General features: G+C 60.2%; 15 protein-coding genes. 11 read left to right on the forward strand and 4 right to left on the reverse strand.

What is annotated here, in order from left to right; genetic code table 11:
* Positions 1–37: 37 nt before the first annotated feature.
* Complete coding sequence (locus tag MKZ87_RS23420; protein ID WP_007951503.1) at positions 38–688, reverse strand: GNAT family N-acetyltransferase; 651 nt, start codon at positions 686–688, stop codon at positions 38–40.
* A gap of 174 nt (positions 689–862) precedes the next feature.
* Between MKZ87_RS23420 and xthA the strand changes: the two genes are divergently transcribed.
* Both xthA and MKZ87_RS23430 read left to right on the forward strand, forming a co-directional pair.
* A complete protein-coding gene (gene xthA / locus MKZ87_RS23425) occupies positions 863–1,675 on the forward strand; it encodes an exodeoxyribonuclease III (protein WP_085703255.1) in 813 nt (270 codons plus the stop codon).
* Between the two features lie 172 nt (positions 1,676–1,847).
* Positions 1,848–3,176: a substrate-binding domain-containing protein gene (locus MKZ87_RS23430; protein WP_085703312.1), complete on the forward strand. Its 1,329-nt coding sequence runs from the start codon at positions 1,848–1,850 to the stop codon at positions 3,174–3,176.
* Positions 3,177–3,350: 174 nt separating this feature from the next.
* Here MKZ87_RS23430 and MKZ87_RS23435 read toward each other — a convergent pair whose 3' ends face one another.
* Positions 3,351–4,580: an acyl-CoA dehydrogenase gene (locus MKZ87_RS23435; RefSeq protein WP_011334996.1), complete on the reverse strand. Its 1,230-nt coding sequence runs from the start codon at positions 4,578–4,580 to the stop codon at positions 3,351–3,353.
* 189 nt (positions 4,581–4,769) lie between these two features.
* On the opposite strand from MKZ87_RS23435, the gene MKZ87_RS23440 reads away from it, so the two are divergent.
* The 3 genes from MKZ87_RS23440 (at position 4,770) to MKZ87_RS23450 (ending at position 7,218) form a co-directional block, all read left to right on the forward strand.
* Entirely contained in the window at positions 4,770–5,714 is a 945-nt protein-coding gene (locus tag MKZ87_RS23440; RefSeq protein WP_011334997.1) for a LysR family transcriptional regulator, read from the forward strand.
* A gap of 55 nt (positions 5,715–5,769) precedes the next feature.
* Positions 5,770–6,171 carry a MerR family transcriptional regulator gene (locus MKZ87_RS23445; protein WP_007951507.1) on the forward strand — a complete coding sequence of 134 codons (402 nt, stop codon included), beginning with the start codon at positions 5,770–5,772 and terminating at the stop codon, positions 6,169–6,171.
* Positions 6,172–6,318: 147 nt separating this feature from the next.
* Entirely contained in the window at positions 6,319–7,218 is a 900-nt protein-coding gene (locus tag MKZ87_RS23450) for a hydroxymethylglutaryl-CoA lyase (RefSeq protein ID WP_085703256.1), read from the forward strand.
* A 606-nt stretch (positions 7,219–7,824) separates the two neighbouring features.
* On the opposite strand, the gene MKZ87_RS23455 is transcribed toward MKZ87_RS23450, so the two are convergent.
* The gene (locus MKZ87_RS23455) at positions 7,825–9,522 is read right to left on the reverse strand and encodes an AMP-binding protein (RefSeq protein WP_085703257.1); all 1,698 of its coding nucleotides are present in this window, start codon (positions 9,520–9,522) and stop codon (positions 7,825–7,827) included.
* A gap of 201 nt (positions 9,523–9,723) precedes the next feature.
* Here MKZ87_RS23455 and MKZ87_RS23460 point away from each other — a divergent pair, with 201 nt between their 5' ends.
* From MKZ87_RS23460 to MKZ87_RS23475, 4 genes are read left to right on the forward strand one after another with little or no spacing between them, the layout of a single operon-like run.
* On the forward strand, positions 9,724–10,887 hold the full coding sequence (locus tag MKZ87_RS23460) for an isovaleryl-CoA dehydrogenase (protein ID WP_085699055.1): 1,164 nt from the start codon (positions 9,724–9,726) through the stop codon (positions 10,885–10,887).
* A 12-nt stretch (positions 10,888–10,899) separates the two neighbouring features.
* Positions 10,900–12,507, forward strand: a complete 1,608-nt coding sequence (locus tag MKZ87_RS23465) for a carboxyl transferase domain-containing protein (RefSeq protein WP_085699053.1) — start codon at positions 10,900–10,902, stop codon at positions 12,505–12,507.
* A 13-nt stretch (positions 12,508–12,520) separates the two neighbouring features.
* Positions 12,521–13,336 carry a gamma-carboxygeranoyl-CoA hydratase gene (locus tag MKZ87_RS23470; RefSeq protein WP_085703258.1) on the forward strand — a complete coding sequence of 272 codons (816 nt, stop codon included), beginning with the start codon at positions 12,521–12,523 and terminating at the stop codon, positions 13,334–13,336.
* Entirely contained in the window at positions 13,336–15,285 is a 1,950-nt protein-coding gene (locus tag MKZ87_RS23475; RefSeq protein ID WP_085699049.1) for an acetyl/propionyl/methylcrotonyl-CoA carboxylase subunit alpha, read from the forward strand. Before MKZ87_RS23470 ends, MKZ87_RS23475 begins: the two co-directional genes overlap by 1 nt.
* Before the next feature lie 39 nt (positions 15,286–15,324).
* Here MKZ87_RS23475 and MKZ87_RS23480 read toward each other — a convergent pair whose 3' ends face one another.
* Positions 15,325–15,981 carry a LexA family protein gene (locus tag MKZ87_RS23480; protein WP_085699254.1) on the reverse strand — a complete coding sequence of 219 codons (657 nt, stop codon included), beginning with the start codon at positions 15,979–15,981 and terminating at the stop codon, positions 15,325–15,327.
* A gap of 129 nt (positions 15,982–16,110) precedes the next feature.
* Between MKZ87_RS23480 and MKZ87_RS23485 the strand changes: the two genes are divergently transcribed.
* Positions 16,111–16,449: a DUF6124 family protein gene (locus MKZ87_RS23485; RefSeq protein WP_085699047.1), complete on the forward strand. Its 339-nt coding sequence runs from the start codon at positions 16,111–16,113 to the stop codon at positions 16,447–16,449.
* Positions 16,450–16,928: 479 nt separating this feature from the next.
* Entirely contained in the window at positions 16,929–18,080 is a 1,152-nt protein-coding gene (locus MKZ87_RS23490; RefSeq protein ID WP_085703259.1) for a M14 family metallopeptidase, read from the forward strand.
* Positions 18,081–18,226: the final 146 nt, after the last annotated feature.

The following is an 18,226-nucleotide window of genomic DNA, read 5'->3' on the forward strand; positions in this document are numbered from 1 at the left end:
CGTGATAGAAGAGGAAATTTCCGAAAAAGTTCGATGGTTATCCCGTTGCAGTTTGTAACACCTGCGGGTTGGCATGGAAAAACACGTGCTCGCGCACCGGGCCGACAGCGACTTCGCCGATTTCTTCGTAACCCTGACGCTTGTAGAACTCCAGATATCGCGGGTTGCCGGTGTCGAGGATCACGCCTTGGGAGCTTTCGTCCACCGCGCACCAGTTGTGCACCGCTTGCAACAATTGTTCGCCGAAATGCTTGCCCTGAAATTGTGGGTGCACGCCGAGCAGCGGCAGCATGTGCACCGAGTCGGTCGGCACGCAGGCTTCGACAGCGGCGTGGTATTCCAGATAACGGCGGGTGCAGCGAAAACCGGTGCTCAGCACCATGCGCAGACGCCAGGCCCAACTCTCGGTGACGCCCAGACGCCGTTGCGGCGGCGCGATCAGGGCGATGCCGATCAAACGGTCGTTGACCAACAGGCCGATAGCCGGCAGATCCTGCAGGAAATGCTGTTTGACCAGTTCCCGCACCGTCGCGCGCACCCGCTGCTCGTAACCCGGACGTTCGGCCTCGAACAGATAAGCGAAAGTCGGCTCGTGGCGATACGCCTGATAAAGAAGGGATCGCGCTTCCCGGGAATAGCCGCGGTCGAGCATGTGGATGTCGGCGATGGCAGTTTGGGTTTCAGGCATGACGGTGATTCTCCCTGGACAGGACTCGACAGGCCCCGTTCTTGTTATACGAGCCTTGGGCTGAAGGGATCGTTCCCACACCCGAAAGACATTAGCAGCGCATATGGACTACCGCCACGCTGGCCCAGATCCTACATGTCAGCTAGCATCGCCCTTTTGCCAGGACTGCCGACCATGAAGATCGTTTCCTTCAACATCAACGGACTGCGGGCCCGCCCGCATCAGCTGGCGGCGCTGATCGAAAAGCATCAGCCGGACGTCATCGGCCTGCAGGAAACCAAGGTCCACGACGACCAGTTCCCGCTGGAAGAAGTGCGGGCCCTGGGTTATCACGTGTATTTCCACGGCCAGAAAAGCCATTACGGCGTTGCCCTGCTCTCGCGCCAGGAACCGATCGCCGTGCACAAAGGCTTCGCCACCGATGAAGAAGACGCGCAGCGACGCTTTATCTGGGGCACATTCGCCGACGCCAACGGCGTGCCGGTGACAATCATGAACGGCTATTTCCCACAGGGCGAAAGCCGCGACCACCCGACCAAGTTCCCGGCCAAGCAGCGCTTCTACAGCGATTTGCAGGCGTTGCTGGAAAGCCAGTTCCACAATGAACAACCGCTGGTGGTGATGGGCGACGTCAACATCTCGCCGGAAGACAGCGACATCGGCATCGGCCCGGACAACATGAAGCGCTGGCTGAAAACCGGCAAATGCAGTTTCCTGCCGGAAGAGCGCGAGTGGATGGCCCGCCTGAAAAACTGGGGCCTGACCGACAGCTTCCGTCACCTTAACCCGGACGTGACCGACATGTTCAGCTGGTTCGACTACCGCAGCCGTGGCTTTGAAGACGAGCCGAAGCGTGGTCTGCGCATCGATGTGATTCTGGCGTCCCACGGCTTGCTGCCACGGGTGAAAGCCGCCGGTGTCGACTATGAACTGCGCGCAATGGAAAAGCCTTCGGACCATGCGCCGATCTGGCTTGAATTGAGCTGAGATCCTGTGGGAGCGAGCTTGCTCGCGATAGCAGAGTGTCAGGCTGCAAAAGCTTGACTGGCACACGGCAATCGCGAGCAAGCTCGCTCCCACATTGATTCAGCTGTAATGTTTTGGTCATGCGCCTGACTTAATCTCCCCGGCAATCCCCTTGGCTGCATTCGGTGCCGGCATGACCCTGCGTGTTCTGTTCGTCTTTCTCCTCAGCGCCTGGCTGCAGGTTGCGGCGTTGCCCATTCCCGAGAACGGCCCGGTATTGCGCATCCAGGGTTCCAACACCATTGGCGCGGCGCTCGGCCCGGCGTTGGTGGAAGGCCTGCTGCAAGACCAGGGACTGCTGAAAGTCCACAGCGAAACGCCGGACACCGCCAACGAACAGCGAGTCGCCGGCTTGACGGCCCAAGGCCAAAGGGTCGTCGTGGAGATCGCCGCCCACGGCTCGAGCACCGGTTTCACTGCACTCAAGAACGCCAGCGCCGATCTGGCCGCCTCGTCACGCCCGATCAAGGACAGCGAACTGCTGAACCTGCAAGCCCGGGGCGATCTGAAAAGCCCTGACGCCGAGCAGGTCATCGCCATCGACGGCCTGGCGATCATCCTTCACCCCGCCAATCCGCTGAATCAATTGAACACTGAACAACTGGCGCGGATCTTCAGCGGCGAGGCGAAGACGTGGGACGACGTCGGCGGCAAGGGTGGGACGATTCATCTGTATGCGCGGGATGATCAGTCCGGTACCTACGACACGTTCAAGGAATTGGTTCTCAGCCGTCGTGGGAAATCCCTGAGCAATGCCGCGAAACGGTTTGAATCCAGCGAGCAGTTGTCCGACGCCGTCAGTGCCGACCCGCAGGCCATCGGTTTCATCGGCCTGCCCTACGTGCGTCAGGCCAAGGCCGTGGCGATTGTCGACGGGCAATCCCAGGCGATGCTGCCACTCGCCAGCCTGATCGCCACTGAAGACTATCCTCTGTCGCGGCGGCTGTTCTTCTATCTGCCACCCGACAGCAACAATCCCTGGGCCAAGGCCTTGGTGGAGTTTGCGCAGAGTCGTCGGGGTCAGGCAATTGTCGCGGCCAACGGTTTTATCGCCCAGACCGTGCAGGCCATCGCCGTCACGCCGAATGCGCTGATGCCCGAGGGTTATCAATCCCTCAGCCGCCACGCCCAGCGTCTGACGGTGAACTTCCGCTTCGAAGAAGGCAGCGCCAGCCTCGACAACAAGGCCCGCCAGGATCTGGCCCGGGTGTTCGACTATATAAAGCACCACGACAAGACTGACCGTGCGATAACACTGGTGGGATTCGGCGACGCCAAGGACGACCCGGCACGGGCGGATTTGCTGTCGAAGCTGCGGGCGATGGCGGTACGCCGGGAGCTGGTGAAAAACGGCGTGGTACTGCGCGAAGTGCGCGGGTTTGGCGCGCTGATGCCGGTGGCGACCAACAGCGGGGATGAAGGCCGGATCAAGAATCGGCGGGTTGAGGTGTGGGTTTACTGAGCGTCGAACCACTGATCGTTCCCCCGCTCTGCGTGGTAACGCAGCCATGGATGCTCCGCATCCACTGTGACGCGGAGCGTCACGTTATGCATTCCCACGCAGAGCGTGGGAACGATCACCGCGATCTCCTCGATCAGAGCTTTGCGTGGGAACGATCAGGGCTGAAGTGCTGGATCAGCGCTCGCTACGCAGCATTTCCTTCGGCACATACTTGCCGATCTCGAACTTGCCGATTGCCGCGCGGTGCACCTCGTCCGGGCCGTCGGCCAGGCGCAGGGTGCGTTGCATGGCGTACATGTAGGCCAGCGGGAAATCGTTCGAGACCCCTGCCCCGCCATGAATCTGGATCGCCCGGTCGATCACCCGCAACGCGACGTTCGGCGCAACGACCTTGATTTGCGCGATTTCGCTCTTGGCGACCTTGTTACCCACGGTGTCCATCATGTACGCCGCTTTCAGGGTCAGCAGACGCGCCATGTCGATTTCCATCCGCGAGTCGGCGATCTTGTCGACGTTACCGCCCAGACGCGCCAGCGGTTTGCCGAATGCAGTCCGGCTTACCGAACGTTTGCACATCAGTTCCAGTGCACGCTCGGCCATGCCGATCGAACGCATGCAGTGGTGAATTCGGCCCGGGCCAAGGCGACCCTGAGCAATTTCGAAGCCGCGTCCTTCACCGAGCAGGACGTTTTCGTACGGCACCCGCACGTTGTCGAACAGCACTTCGGCGTGGCCGTGAGGTGCGTCGTCGTAACCGAACACCGGCAGCGGACGGATGATCTTCACGCCGGGGGTGTCGACCGGCACCAGGATCATCGAGTGCTGGGCGTGGCGCGGCGCATCGGGGTTGCTCAGGCCCATGAAGATCAGGATTTTGCAGCGCGGATCGCAGGCGCCGGAGGTCCACCATTTCTTGCCGTTGATCACCCACTCGTCGCCATCGCGCACGGCACGGGCGGCCATGTTGGTGGCGTCGGAGGACGCGACGTCGGGCTCGGTCATGGCGAACGCCGAGCGGATTTCGCCGCGCAGCAGCGGTTCGAGCCAGCGTTGCTTCTGTTCTTCGTTGGCGTAACGCACCAGCACTTCCATGTTGCCGGTGTCCGGCGCCGAGCAGTTGAACGGCTCGGGACCGAGCAGCGAACGACCCATGATTTCCGCCAATGGCGCGTATTCGAGGTTGGTCAGGCCGGCGCCGAGTTCCGACTCAGGCAGAAACAAATTCCACAGCCCTTCGGCTTTTGCCTTGGCCTTAAGTTCTTCCATGATCGCCGTCGGCTGCCAGCGATCGCCTTCGGCGACCTGGCGCTCGAACACGGCTTCGGCCGGGTAAACGTAAGTGTCCATGAACGCGGTCACGCGCTCACGCAGTTCTTGCACCTTGGGCGAATAAGCGAAATCCATGAGCAATTACCTTTTTTCGGCAGGTTGTTTAAGTCATGCAATCGATGCTAGAACAGCGTTGATAATTTACCTAGCCTATTCTCGGCGTGTATAAACATTCATCACCGATATATGATTGGTTGATTTTCCTGGCCGCCCTGACCCGTGCCATCCATCTATAACAAGCACCTATAACAAGAGAGCCGCGTAATGAATCTGAGCAAGGTCGACCTCAACCTTTTCATCGTCTTCGACGCGATCTACACCGAAGCCAACCTGACCCGCGCCGGGCAGATTGTCGGCATTACCCAGCCAGCGGTGTCCAACGCATTGGCGCGGTTGCGCGAAACCTTCAACGACCCGCTCTTCGTGCGCACCGCTCAGGGCATGGTGCCGACGCCCATGGCGCAAAACATCATCGGCCCGGTGCGCAACGCACTGTCGCTGCTGCGGGTGTCAGTTCAGGAAAGTCGGATTTTCAACCCCTCGCAAGCGGTCAAGACCTACCGCATCAGCATGACTGACCTGACCGAAGCGGTGATTCTGCCGCCGCTGTTCCAGCGCCTGCGTCGTCTGGCGCCGACGGTGATCATCGAAAGCTTCCTGTCCAAACGCCGGGAAACCACCAAGGAACTGGCCGCCGGGCGTCTCGACTTTGCCGTGGATGCGCCGCTCAACACCGACCCGCAGGTACGCCACGTCAAGCTGATGGAAGACCGTTACGTCTGCGCGATGCGCAAAGGCCACCCGCTGGCGACCAAGGAAAAATTCACCCTCGACGATTACCTGTCGCTGACCCACATTCATATTTCCAGCCGTCGCAGTGGCCTGGGTCATGTCGATCTGGCACTGGGCAAGATGGGCATTCAGCGCAAGATTGCCCTGCGCTCGCAGCATTACCTGATGGCGTCCCAGGTGTTGCAGCAGACCGACATGGTGATGACCGTGCCGGAGCGTTTCGCCCGCCGCCATGACCTGCATGCGTTCAATCTGCCGGTCAACGATGTGCCGCCGGTTGAAACCCATTTGTACTGGCATGAAAGCACCGATCAGGATCCGGCCAACCGCTGGATGCGCGAGCAGATGATCGAGTTGTGCCAGCAAGTGACGGCACATGAGAAGAAGCTCGACAAGCTGCAGGCGCCCGCCACTTGACGTAAACGTCAACCTGCCATTAGCTTAGCGCCAAGCCCCTTCTTCGAGCGCTTTCATGAGCAGCCAGACCTACAGCATTTCCGACCTCGCCCGCGAGCTGGACATCACCACCCGGGCGATCCGCTTCTATGAAGAACAAGGCCTGCTCAGCCCTGAGCGCCGAGGCCAGGAACGCATCTACTCGCCGCGCGACAAGGTCAGCCTGAAGCTGATCCTGCGGGGCAAGCGCATCGGTTTTTCCCTGGCCGAGTGCCGCGAACTGATCGAGCTCTACGACCCGTCCAGCGGTAACACCAAACAACTCAACAGCATGCTGGCGAAAATCAGCGAACGCCGGGAACAGCTCGAGCAGCAATTGCTGGACATCGAACAGATGAAGCTGGAACTCGACACCGCCGAAGAACGCTGCGTGCAGGCGCTGGAGCAGACGCTCAAGAGTCAGCAAGTCGCGCAGTAACAGCCACACTTCATCTCCTGTGGAAGCGGGCTTGCTCGCGATGAGGCCGGAACATCCAGTATTGATGTTGACTGACCCAACGCCATCGCGAGCAGGCTCGCTCCCACAGGGTTCTCGATACAGTCAGATAATGAGCAGGTTCAGCCCATGTCCCTCCCCTCCAAAGTACGCCTGATCGAAGTCGGCCCCCGTGACGGTTTGCAGAACGAAGCCCAGCCCATCAGCGTCGCCGACAAGGTGCAACTGGTCGACGCGCTGAGCGCCGCCGGCCTTGGCTATATCGAAGTCGGCAGTTTCGTCTCGCCCAAGTGGGTGCCGCAGATGGCCGGCTCCGCCGAGGTGTTCGCGCAGATCCAGCGCAAACCCGGCGTGACCTACGGCGCACTGGCGCCGAACCTGCGTGGTTTTGAAGATGCGCTGGCGGCGGGGGTCAAGGAAGTCGCGGTATTCGCTGCAGCGTCCGAAGCGTTCTCGCAACGCAACATCAATTGCTCGATCAGCGAAAGTCTGGCGCGGTTCGCGCCGATCATGGAATCGGCGAAACAGCACGGCGTTACCGTGCGCGGTTACGTGTCTTGCGTGCTCGGCTGCCCTTATGAGGGCGAGGTCGCGCCGGAACAAGTGGCCATGGTGGCCCGCGAGCTGTACGCGATGGGCTGCTACGAAGTGTCGCTGGGTGACACCATCGGCACCGGTACCGCAGGCGCCACCCGCCGGCTGTTCGAAGTAGTGTCGAAGCAGGTGCCGCGAGAGAAACTCGCCGGCCACTTCCACGATACCTACGGCCAGGCCATGGCCAATATCTACGCCAGTCTGCTGGAAGGCATCGCGGTGTTCGACAGCTCGATCGCCGGCCTCGGCGGCTGCCCGTACGCCAAGGGCGCCAGCGGCAACGTTGCCACCGAAGACGTGGTGTATCTGCTCAACGGCCTGGGCATCGAGACCGGTATCGACCTCGACGCCTTGATTGCCGCCGGCCAACAGATCAGTGCCGTGCTGGGTCGCCCTACCGGTTCGCGCGTAGCCAAGGCCCGTAGCGCACAGTGAGGGCGAAGGTGTTACCGCTGCGTCCGAAACGTGGGCATAGGCGAGTAACACGGAAACAAATTGTCTGGTTTTGCCTGAAGGAGAAATCCTTCAAAAAATTCAACTCCTTGATTTATAAGGTTTTTTAAAAGTTGGCACGGCTTCTGCTATCTCTATGGCATAACAAGAATAAAAAGCAGCAAACCAATAAAAATAAGACGTACCGACTCTGACATAACAAAAACAACACGGCAGAAACGCAGCTAACAGATTTTTTTGGAGAAGGTGTGCTTTTCAGGGTGTTCCTCGGAATGACCCGCAACCGGGCAGAGAACAATAAAACTACCTTAAGGTAGCTCCCGAATCGGTTGGATCGCCTGGCGAGAAAGCAGATCAGCGCTCAAAAAAATACGTTTGCTCTTGACCCCGGATGGGGGTCGCCAAAAACAGCGGTAAAGGGCCACGGTTGCCAAAAACAACAACAGACCGCCCCTCAATAATAAAAAAGAGCACGCGACGACAAAATTAAAGGGGAGCTTCGGCTCCCCTTTGTGCTTTCCACGATTCCTGTTTTCACCGCCGCCCCCTTGTGGGAGCGGGCTTGCTCGCTCCCACATTCGATCTTCGTCAGGCCTGCTTTTCTCGCAACTCCTCGATACTGATCTCGCGCATCCGGAATTTCTGGATCTTGCCTGTTACCGTCATCGGAAACTCCTCCACAAACTTGAAGTAACGCGGCGTCTTGAAGTGGGCGATGCGTTCCTTGCACCACGCTTGCAGCTCTTGTTCGGTGGCGCTGTGGCCGGGATGGAATTTGATCCAGGCGACGATTTCCTCACCGTAACGCGAGCAGGGAATGCCGATCACCTGCACGTCCGCCACCGCCGGGTGGGTGAAGAAGAACTCTTCCAGTTCACGCGGGTAAATGTTTTCGCCACCACGGATGATCATGTCCTTGTTACGACCGGCGATGCACACGTAACCCTCGTCGTTCATGCTCGCCAGATCGCCGGTGTGCATCCAGCCCGCCGCGTCGATGGCTTCGGCAGTCGCCTGCGGATTGTTCCAATAGCCGAGCATCACGCTGTAGCCACGGGTGCACAGTTCGCCGATCGTGCCGCGTGGTACCGGGTTGCCGGCCTCGTCGATGATTTTGCTTTCGAGTTGCGGCTGGGTGCGGCCGACGGTGGTGACGCGCAGTTCCAGTTCATCGGATGGGCCGGTTTGCAGCGAGACCGGGCTGGTTTCGGTCATGCCGTAGGCGATCTGCACTTCGCTCATGTGCATTTCGCTGATGACCCTGCGCATCACCTCGATCGGGCACGTGGCGCCGGCCATGATTCCGGTGCGCAGGGTCGACAGGTCGAACTCGGCGCGTTGCGGCTGATCGAGCATGGCGATGAACATGGTGGGTACGCCGTACAGCGCGGTGGCTTTTTCTTCGGCGACGGTGCTCAGGGTCAGCAGCGGATCGAAGGCGTCGTTGGGATAAATCATGGTGCTGCCGTGGGTGATGCAGCCGAGGTTGCCCATGACCATGCCGAAGCAGTGATACAGCGGCACCGGGATCACCAGGCGATCAACAGCGGTCAGGCCAAGGCTTTCGCCGACCATGTAACCGTTGTTGAGGATGTTGTAGTGACTGAGGGTCGCGCCCTTGGGGAAACCGGTGGTGCCGGAGGTGTACTGAATATTGACGGGCTGATCGAAGTGCAGGCTGTCGCTGCGTTCACGCAATTGTTGCGCAGTGACACTGGCGGCCAGATCTGCCAGTTGCGACCACGGAAGAAAACCCGAAGGCGGCTGTGGGTCGAGGCTGATCAGACCGCGCAGTTCCGGCAGCCGCTCACTGTGCAGCTCGCCGATGGATTGCTCGGCCAGTTCCGGCAGCAAGCCTTGCAACATGCCGTGATAGTTGGAGCTCTTGAACGCCCCGGCGCAGACCAGCCATTGGCAACCGGATTGCTTGAGCACGTATTCGAGTTCAGAGCTGCGGTAGGCCGGGTTGATGTTGACCAGGATCACACCGAGCTTCGCGGTGGCGAACTGTGTGATGCACCACTGCGCGCAGTTCGGCGCCCAGATGCCGAGCCGGTCACCGGCTTGCAAACCCAACGCCAGCAGGGCTCTGGCGTGAACATCCACCGCGTCGGCCAGTTGCCGCCAGGTGTAACGCAGCTGCTGATGGCGCACCACCAGCGCCTCGCCGTCCGGGTACTGCGCGACGGTTTCGTCGAACTTCTGCCCGATGGTCATCGCCAGCAAGGCTTTATCCTGGGAACCGCGGGTGTAGCTGCGCTGCGGGTTTGCACTGGGTTGATCCATGACGACCCCTATTGTCTTTATTAGTGGGTGTTGGAACGGAGCTACAGCAGCTCCGACCATTCAGAACTGGCTCTACTCTCGCTCAAGTTGACGTTAACGTAAAGGGTGATTGACAGCCATTCGTCACAGGCTTACGTTAACGTAAAGGTGAGAACTGAAACGCCCTTCTCCCCACCCTACAAAAAAGCCAAAAGGTGAACCATGAGCTACCCATCCCTGAACTTTGCCCTCGGTGAAACCATCGACATGCTGCGCGATCAGGTTCAGTCCTTCGTCGCCAACGAGATCGCGCCGCGTGCCGCGCAGATCGACAGCGACAACCTGTTCCCGGCCGATTTGTGGCGCAAGTTCGGTGACATGGGCCTGCTCGGCATCACCGTGCCGGAAGAATACGGCGGCGCTGGCCTGGGTTACCTGGCGCACGTCGTTGCGATGGAAGAAATCAGCCGTGGCTCGGCTTCGGTGGCGTTGTCCTACGGCGCCCACTCCAATCTCTGCGTCAACCAGATCAACCGCAACGGCAACCACGAACAGAAAGCCAAATACCTGCCAAAACTGATCAGCGGCGAACACGTCGGCGCACTCGCCATGAGCGAGCCAAACGCCGGTTCCGACGTGGTCTCGATGAAACTGCGCGCCGATAAACGTGGCGACCGTTTCGTGCTCAACGGCAGCAAGACCTGGATCACCAACGGCCCCGACGCCAACACCTACGTGATCTACGCCAAGACCGACCTGGAAAAGGGCCCCCACGGCATCACCGCCTTCATCGTCGAACGCGACTGGAAAGGCTTCAGCCGCAGCAACAAGTTCGACAAGCTCGGCATGCGCGGCTCCAACACTTGCGAGCTGTTTTTCGACGACGTCGAAGTGCCTGAAGAAAACATCCTCGGCGTACTCAACGGCGGCGTAAAAGTGCTGATGAGCGGCCTCGATTACGAGCGCGTCGTGCTGTCCGGTGGCCCGACCGGCATCATGCAGTCGTGCATGGATCTGATCGTGCCGTACATCCATGACCGCAAGCAGTTCGGCCAGAGCATCGGCGAATTCCAGCTGATCCAGGGCAAAGTCGCCGACATGTACACCCAGCTCAACGCCAGCCGCGCCTATCTCTACGCCGTGGCTCAGGCCTGCGAGCGCAACGAAACCACACGCAAGGACGCCGCTGGTGTGATCCTCTACACCGCCGAACGCGCCACGCAAATGGCCCTCGACGCGATCCAGATTCTCGGCGGTAACGGTTACATCAACGAATTCCCGGCCGGCCGCCTGCTGCGTGACGCCAAGCTGTACGAAATCGGCGCCGGTACCAGTGAGATCCGTCGCATGCTGATCGGTCGCGAACTGTTCAACGAAACCCGCTAAACGGAGCTGTCCATGGCCATCCTGCATACCCAGCTCAACCCTCGTTCAGCGGAGTTCGCCGCCAACAGCGCGGCGATGCTCGAACAGGTCGACGCCCTGCACACTCTGCTCGCTCAAGTGGCTCAGGGCGGCGGCGCGAAAGCTCAGGAACGTCACACCTCGCGCGGCAAGCTGCTGCCCCGTGAGCGGATCAACCGCTTGCTCGATCCGGGCTCGCCGTTTCTGGAAATCAGCCAGTTGGCCGCCCACGCCGTTTATGGCGAAGACGTGCCAGCCGCTGGCGTGATTGCCGGGATCGGTCGTGTGGAAGGCGTCGAATGCATGATTGTCGCCAACGACGCGACGGTGAAAGGTGGCTCGTACTACCCGCTGACCGTGAAGAAACACCTGCGCGCCCAGACCATCGCCCAGCAAAACCGCCTGCCGTGCATTTATCTGGTGGATTCGGGTGGCGCCAACCTGCCGCGTCAGGACGAAGTGTTCCCGGATCGCGAACACTTCGGGCGGATCTTCTTCAACCAGGCCAACATGAGCGCCATGGGCATTCCGCAGATTGCCGTGGTCATGGGTTCCTGCACCGCCGGCGGCGCTTATGTACCGGCGATGGCCGACGAAGCGATCATGGTGCGCAATCAGGCGACGATTTTCCTCGCCGGCCCGCCCTTGGTGAAAGCCGCGACCGGTGAAGTGGTCAGCGCCGAAGACCTCGGCGGGGCCGACGTGCACTGCAAGACGTCCGGGGTCGCCGACCATTACGCGGAAAGCGATGAGCACGCCCTCGCCCTCGCCCGGCGCAGCGTCGCCAACCTCAACTGGCGCAAGCTCGGCGAAGTGCAGCAGCGCACGCCGATTGCGCCGCTGTACGCCAGCGATGAGTTGTACGGGGTGGTTTCGGCGGACGCCAAGCAGCCGTTCGATGTGCGCGAAGTGATCGCGCGACTGGTCGACGGCTCGGTGTTCGATGAATTCAAAGCCTTGTTCGGCACCACGCTGGTGTGCGGTTTCGCCCACCTGCACGGCTACCCGATCGCGATCCTCGCCAACAACGGCATCCTGTTCGCCGAAGCCGCGCAAAAAGGCGCGCACTTCATTGAACTGGCCTGCCAACGCGGCATTCCGTTGCTGTTCCTGCAGAACATCACCGGCTTCATGGTCGGTCAGAAATACGAGGCCGGTGGCATCGCCAAACACGGCGCCAAACTGGTGACCGCCGTGGCATGCGCCAAGGTGCCGAAATTCACCGTGATCATCGGTGGCAGCTTCGGTGCCGGTAACTACGGCATGTGCGGGCGGGCCTATGATCCGCGTTTCCTGTGGATGTGGCCGAACGCGCGGATCGGCGTGATGGGCGCCGAACAGGCGGCCGGCGTGCTGGTTCAGGTCAAGCGCGAGCAGGCCGAACGCAGCGGTCAGGCGTTCAGTGCCGAGCAGGAAAGCGAGATCAAGCAGCCGATTCTCGACCAATACGAAGAGCAGGGTCACCCCTACTATTCCAGCGCGCGGCTGTGGGACGACGGCGTCATCGACCCGGCGCAGACCCGCGATGTGCTGGCCCTGGCCTTGTCCGCGTCGTTGAACGCGCCTATCGAACCGAGCCGCTTCGGCGTGTTCCGGATGTGATCGGGAGAACCTCATGAGCGACTTCAACACCCTCGAATTGCACAGCGATCCACGGGGTTTCGCGACCCTGTGGCTGAGCCGCGAAGAAAAGAACAACGCGTTCAACGCCGAGATGATTCGCGAACTGATCCTGGCGCTGGACAAGGTCGCCAGCGACGCCAGCCTGCGCTTTCTGCTGGTACGCGGACGCGGCAAACATTTCAGCGCTGGTGCCGATCTGGCCTGGATGCAGCAATCGGCCGAACTCGATTACCACACCAACCTCGACGACGCCCGGGAACTGGCGGAGCTGATGTACAACCTCGCCAAACTGAAAATCCCGACCGTGGCCGTGGTGCAAGGCGCGGCGTTCGGCGGTGCATTGGGTCTGATCAGTTGCTGCGACATGGCGATTGGCGCCGATGACGCGCAGTTCTGCCTGTCGGAAGTGCGCATCGGTCTTGCGCCAGCGGTGATCAGCCCGTTCGTGGTGCAAGCCATCGGCGAACGCGCGGCGCGGCGTTATGCGCTGACGGCCGAACGTTTCGGCGGGCAGCGGGCGCGGGAAATCGGTTTGTTGTCCGAGAGTTATCCAGCGAATGAGTTTGAACAGAGCGTCGAGCAATGGATCGACAACCTGCTGCTCAACAGCCCCGCCGCCATGCGCGCCAGCAAGGATTTGCTGCGGGAAGTCGGCAACGGCGCGCTGACTCCGGCCCTGCGCCGCTACACCGAAAACGCCATCGCCCGCATCCGCGTCAGCCCAGAGGGACAGGAAGGTCTGCGGGCCTTTTTGCAGAAACGTCCACCGAGCTGGCAAGCCGCAACCACCACCAAGGAGCCGCGTTGATGAGCGCACCTGTTCTCACCACCCTGCTGGTGGCCAACCGTGGCGAAATCGCTTGCCGGGTCATGCGCACCGCCAAGTCGCTGGGCCTGACCACCGTTGCCGTGCACAGCGCCACCGACCGGGAAGCGCGGCACAGCCGTGAAGCGGACATCCGTGTTGATCTGGGCGGCAGCAAAGCGGCCGACAGTTACCTGCAAATCGACAAACTGATCGCGGCGGCAAAGGCCAGCGGCGCTCAGGCGATTCATCCGGGTTACGGCTTTCTTTCAGAAAACGCCGGGTTTGCCCGCGCCATTGAAGCGGCCGGCCTGATCTTCCTCGGCCCGCCCGCCTCGGCCATCGACGCGATGGGCAGCAAATCCGCCGCAAAAGCGTTGATGGAAACCGCCGGCGTGCCGCTGGTGCCGGGTTATCACGGCGAAGCCCAGGATCTGGACACTTTCCGCGATGCTTGCGAACGCATCGGCTACCCGGTGCTGCTCAAGGCCACGGCCGGCGGTGGCGGCAAGGGCATGAAGGTCGTTGAAGACGTCAGCCAGTTGGCTGAAGCGCTGGCCTCGGCTCAGCGTGAAGCGAAGTCGTCGTTCGGCGACTCGCGGATGCTGGTGGAGAAATACCTGCTCAAGCCGCGTCACGTGGAAATCCAGGTGTTTGCCGATCAGCATGGCAATTGCCTGTACCTGAACGAGCGCGACTGCTCGATTCAGCGTCGGCACCAGAAAGTCGTCGAAGAAGCGCCGGCTCCAGGCCTGAGTCCAGAACTTCGTCGGGCGATGGGCGAAGCCGCTGTGCGTTCAGCGCAAGCCATCGGTTACGTCGGCGCCGGCACCGTGGAGTTTTTGCTGGACGCTCGCGGCGAATTCTTTTTCATGGAAATGAACACGCGCTTGCAGGTCGAGCACCCGGTCACCGAAGCCATCACCGGGCTCGATCTGGTGGCCTGGCAAATTCGCGTCGCCCGTGGCGAAGCGTTGCCGATCACTCAGGATCAAGTGCCGCTGAACGGGCATGCGATTGAGGTTCGGCTGTATGCGGAAGATCCGTCGAATGATTTTCTGCCGGCGACCGGGCGTCTGGATCTGTATCGCGAATCCACCGCCGGGCCGGGGCGCCGTGTGGACAGCGGCGTTGAGGAAGGCGATGAGGTTTCGCCCTTCTATGACCCGATGCTCGGCAAGCTAATCGCCTGGGGCGAGGATCGTGAGCAGGCGCGCTTGCGACTGCTGAGCATGCTCGATGAGTTTGCGATTGGCGGGTTGAAAACCAACATCAACTTCCTGCGACGGATCATCGGTCATCCGGCGTTTGCGGCGGCGGAGCTGGATACCGGGTTCATTCCGCGCTATCAGGAACAGTTGCTGCCAGCGCCCGCTGCACTGAGTGATGAGTTCTGGAATGCGGCGGCGCAGGCTTTTGCGCAGAGTTTGCCGGGGATGGCTCGGGCAGATGATCCGGCTTCGCCCTGGGCGCTTCACAGCGGTTTGCGCGCCGGTTTGCCTCGCGAAATCACTCTGCATTTGAGCTGCGAGGGGCAGGATCGAGCGCTGACGCTCGGTGCCGGCGGCAATGCAAAACTGATCGGCGAGCAATTGGTGGTCGAGCACGATGGACTGCGTCGACAGCTGCGGGCGATTCGTCGTGGAGAAGTTCTGTATCTGCAATGGGACGGCGAGCTGCGACGCGTTGAAACGTACGACCCGATCAGCGCTGTCGAAGCCAGTCACAGCCATCAGGGCGGTCTGACCGCGCCGATGAACGGCAGCATTGTGCGGGTGCTGGTGGAGGCCGGGCAATCGGTTGAAGCCGGTGCGCAATTGGTGGTGCTTGAGGCGATGAAGATGGAGCACAGCATTCGCGCGCCCCACGCCGGTGTGATCAAGTCACTGTATTGCCAGGAAGGTGAAATGGTCAGCGAAGGCAGTGCACTGGTCGAGCTGGAAGAAGCTTGAAAGGTGGATCGATCCTACGCCTGGCGAGGATCGATCTGACTAGTATTTGGCGGTTGCCTGAACCACGACACCGATGATTCGGCACTCGTCGGTCAACAAGGCTTTCGGCCAGGTCGGATTGAGCGGCACCAGGTAACGCTGGCCGCCCTCTTCGATCAGTTTGCGGAAAATCGCCTCGTCGCTGTCCGGCCACTGGGCGATTACCAATTTCCCGGGCTCGGCTTCCAGTGCCGGGTCCACCAGAATCATCATTCCCTCGCCGATGCTCTGCCCGGTGGGCGCCGTCATCGCGTTACCCGTCACCGTGAGCCAGAACGCCGGGCCGCGGGCGTGGTAATCCGTCAGCACGAAACGTCGCTTGTCCTTGGCACTCGAATACGCTGGCTGGCTCTCACGGGCCTCGACCGGCGAATTCCACTCGCTGACCGGATAGCGAAAGTAAGGGTTGTACTTCTGCGCAAGGGGCATTTCGTCGTCCGCATCGACCTGCGGTTCACGAATCACCACCGCGACCTCGAGATACTCCATGCCCAGCGCTTTCAGCACGCGGTTCATCTGCGTGATGCCGGGCTCGCGGCGCTTGTTCAGCCAATGGCCGATACCGCCCTGAGACATGCCGACGCGCTCGCCGAGTTCGACTTGAGTGACGTTGAGTTCACTCATTTTGGCCTTGACCAACTCAATCCATTTATCCATGTGCGGCACCATACGTGGATGCCTGCGGCCGGCAAAACACATATTGTAGTATTTAATTTCTGGTCACAAATACTGATAGTACTATTCTTGAGTCACGGATTTGAATCGACCAAGGAGTGACCTTTCACCATGACCATCACCAGTAAAGACTTGCCCGATCTGCAAATGGACACCACCTTCACCTCCCCGCAAGGGTGCGCCGCTGCGCAACGGGCGTTGGATTATTACTTGAAACCAGCTGTGTCAGAACCAGAAGTGGACGAGCGCTTTTTCGGTGTGAACAGCAACCTGAGTGGCGAAGAATCCCTGGTCCACGCTTCCGATTTGCTGCGATGTGCAGCGGCTACCGCGTTCAAGGCGGCGGACGGCTTGCAGGGCGTGAGTCGGGATCTGGCTTTTTCAGTCGTGCACATGGTGGACATGGCGCGGGCGATGGTTGATCACTCGCTCGATGGCGCGGTTCGCTGAAGACGGGAGTTCGGACGGAAGGAAAAGAATTTTCCAATCGCGCAGATAAAAACATTTGACTTGCAAATGATAATGATTACTATTGCAAGCAACTGGTCGCGAGATCAGTCGATGGACCAGAGACCTTAGGTCGGTCTTCTGGACTATCTCCTCATCAGGCTAATCACGGTTTTTGACCCGGCTTTTTGCCGGGTCTTTTTTTGCCAGTTTTCTGGCTTATGGCTTCAGGCTAATGAAGTCTTTGGGTGCTGCAAATTCGATGGCGCGGATAATATCAAAAGAATATTGCTTGGCAAGCGGACCCCGGCCACATTGGGGCTAAGTAATGCCAATCAGCACTTGAGAATCAATCGCACAGTCACTAAGCTGCATCCGCGTCATGGAGGACGCCCCCCCGCCACACCCCGCAATTTCCCTCGGTTTCACCCCTGTCTTGCGTGTAAAGTAGCCGCCATAAAAATCATATTCAGGAACCGATTATGACCGTGGCCAAATCCTCGTTCGACATCAGCGCAAACTTCGACAGCGGCAACATCCAAGTCATCGACATCAGCAATCCGCTCAACCCGGTTCTGGCAATTCGGCCAGATACGCGCAGCGCCCATTTCCAGTGGTTCCACTTCAAGGCCAGCGGCCTGCACATCCATCAGGAACACTGGTTTCGCCTGGTCAACGCCAGCCAGTCTTCCTACAACAAAGCCTGGACCGGCTATCAGGCGGTCGCTTCCTACGACCACGTCAACTGGTTCCGTATTCCTACCCAATTCGAAGGCGACAGCCTGCGCTTCTGCCTCGAAGCCGAGCAGACCCACGCCTGGTTCGCCTACTTCGAACCTTACAGCCGTGGCCGTCACGACTGGCTGATCGAACAGGCGCTGACCAAGGCCGGCACCGAACTGCTGGCCACCGGCAAAAGCGTCGAAGGCCGCGACATCCAGCTGCTACGCAAAGGCACCGGCGCTGAAGGTCGCCGCAAGATCTGGATCATCGCCCAGCAGCATCCGGGCGAGCACATGGCCGAGTGGTTCATGGAAGGCGTGATCGAACGCCTGGAACATCATGACGATCCGGTACTGAACAAACTGCTGGCCAGCGCCGATCTGTACCTGGTCCCGAACATGAACCCGGACGGCGCCTTCCACGGCCACCTGCGCACCAACGCCATGGGCCAGGACCTGAACCGCGCCTGGCAGAACGCCAGTCAGGAAATCAGCCCGGAAGTATTTTTCGTACAGCAGCAGATGGAAAAGTACGGCGTCGATCTGTTCCTCGACGTACACGGTGACGAAGAAATCCCCCACGTGTTCACCGCCGGCTGCGAGGGCAATCCGGGCTACACCCCGCGCCTGGAGAAGCTTGAAGAGCACTTTCGCAGTCACCTGAAACACACCACCAAAGACTTCCAGACCAAGTACGGCTATACCCGCGACGAACCGGGCCAGGCCAACATGACCCTGGCCTGCAACAGCGTCGGCCAGAAATTCGACTGCCTGTCGCTGACTCTGGAAATGCCGTTCAAGGATCACGACGACGCGCCGAACCCGATCACCGGCTGGTCGGGCAAACGCTCGAAGCAACTGGGCAAAGACGTGCTGACCACCATCGCCGACATGGTCGACACCCTGCGCTGATCCCTCCCCGTTTTTCACTTCACGAAAGATCGCAGCCTGTCTGCGATCTTTTTTTTGTGCCGTCTTTTACCCAATCAGGTTGCAAATCAAAACTGGATTACTTACCGTCAATCAAGTTTCAACTTGAAACCCGAAAGGATCCGGGA

The organism is Pseudomonas sp. MCal1, from assembly GCF_026341415.1.
Lineage (GTDB): Bacteria > Pseudomonadota > Gammaproteobacteria > Pseudomonadales > Pseudomonadaceae > Aquipseudomonas.

What these genes read in the sequence shown, in the direction of transcription:
- MKZ87_RS23420 (WP_007951503.1), bottom strand. Translation starts at nt 688, where the DNA reads ATGCCTGAAACCCAAACTGCCATCGCCGACATCCACATGCTCGACCGC.
- xthA (WP_085703255.1), top strand. Translation starts at nt 863, where the DNA reads ATGAAGATCGTTTCCTTCAACATCAACGGACTGCGGGCCCGCCCGCAT.
- MKZ87_RS23430 (WP_085703312.1), top strand. Translation starts at nt 1,848, where the DNA reads ATGACCCTGCGTGTTCTGTTCGTCTTTCTCCTCAGCGCCTGGCTGCAG.
- MKZ87_RS23435 (WP_011334996.1), bottom strand. Translation starts at nt 4,580, where the DNA reads ATGGATTTCGCTTATTCGCCCAAGGTGCAAGAACTGCGTGAGCGCGTG.
- MKZ87_RS23440 (WP_011334997.1), top strand. Translation starts at nt 4,770, where the DNA reads ATGAATCTGAGCAAGGTCGACCTCAACCTTTTCATCGTCTTCGACGCG.
- MKZ87_RS23445 (WP_007951507.1), top strand. Translation starts at nt 5,770, where the DNA reads ATGAGCAGCCAGACCTACAGCATTTCCGACCTCGCCCGCGAGCTGGAC.
- MKZ87_RS23450 (WP_085703256.1), top strand. Translation starts at nt 6,319, where the DNA reads ATGTCCCTCCCCTCCAAAGTACGCCTGATCGAAGTCGGCCCCCGTGAC.
- MKZ87_RS23455 (WP_085703257.1), bottom strand. Translation starts at nt 9,522, where the DNA reads ATGGATCAACCCAGTGCAAACCCGCAGCGCAGCTACACCCGCGGTTCC.
- MKZ87_RS23460 (WP_085699055.1), top strand. Translation starts at nt 9,724, where the DNA reads ATGAGCTACCCATCCCTGAACTTTGCCCTCGGTGAAACCATCGACATG.
- MKZ87_RS23465 (WP_085699053.1), top strand. Translation starts at nt 10,900, where the DNA reads ATGGCCATCCTGCATACCCAGCTCAACCCTCGTTCAGCGGAGTTCGCC.
- MKZ87_RS23470 (WP_085703258.1), top strand. Translation starts at nt 12,521, where the DNA reads ATGAGCGACTTCAACACCCTCGAATTGCACAGCGATCCACGGGGTTTC.
- MKZ87_RS23475 (WP_085699049.1), top strand. Translation starts at nt 13,336, where the DNA reads ATGAGCGCACCTGTTCTCACCACCCTGCTGGTGGCCAACCGTGGCGAA.
- MKZ87_RS23480 (WP_085699254.1), bottom strand. Translation starts at nt 15,981, where the DNA reads ATGGATAAATGGATTGAGTTGGTCAAGGCCAAAATGAGTGAACTCAAC.
- MKZ87_RS23485 (WP_085699047.1), top strand. Translation starts at nt 16,111, where the DNA reads ATGACCATCACCAGTAAAGACTTGCCCGATCTGCAAATGGACACCACC.
- MKZ87_RS23490 (WP_085703259.1), top strand. Translation starts at nt 16,929, where the DNA reads ATGACCGTGGCCAAATCCTCGTTCGACATCAGCGCAAACTTCGACAGC.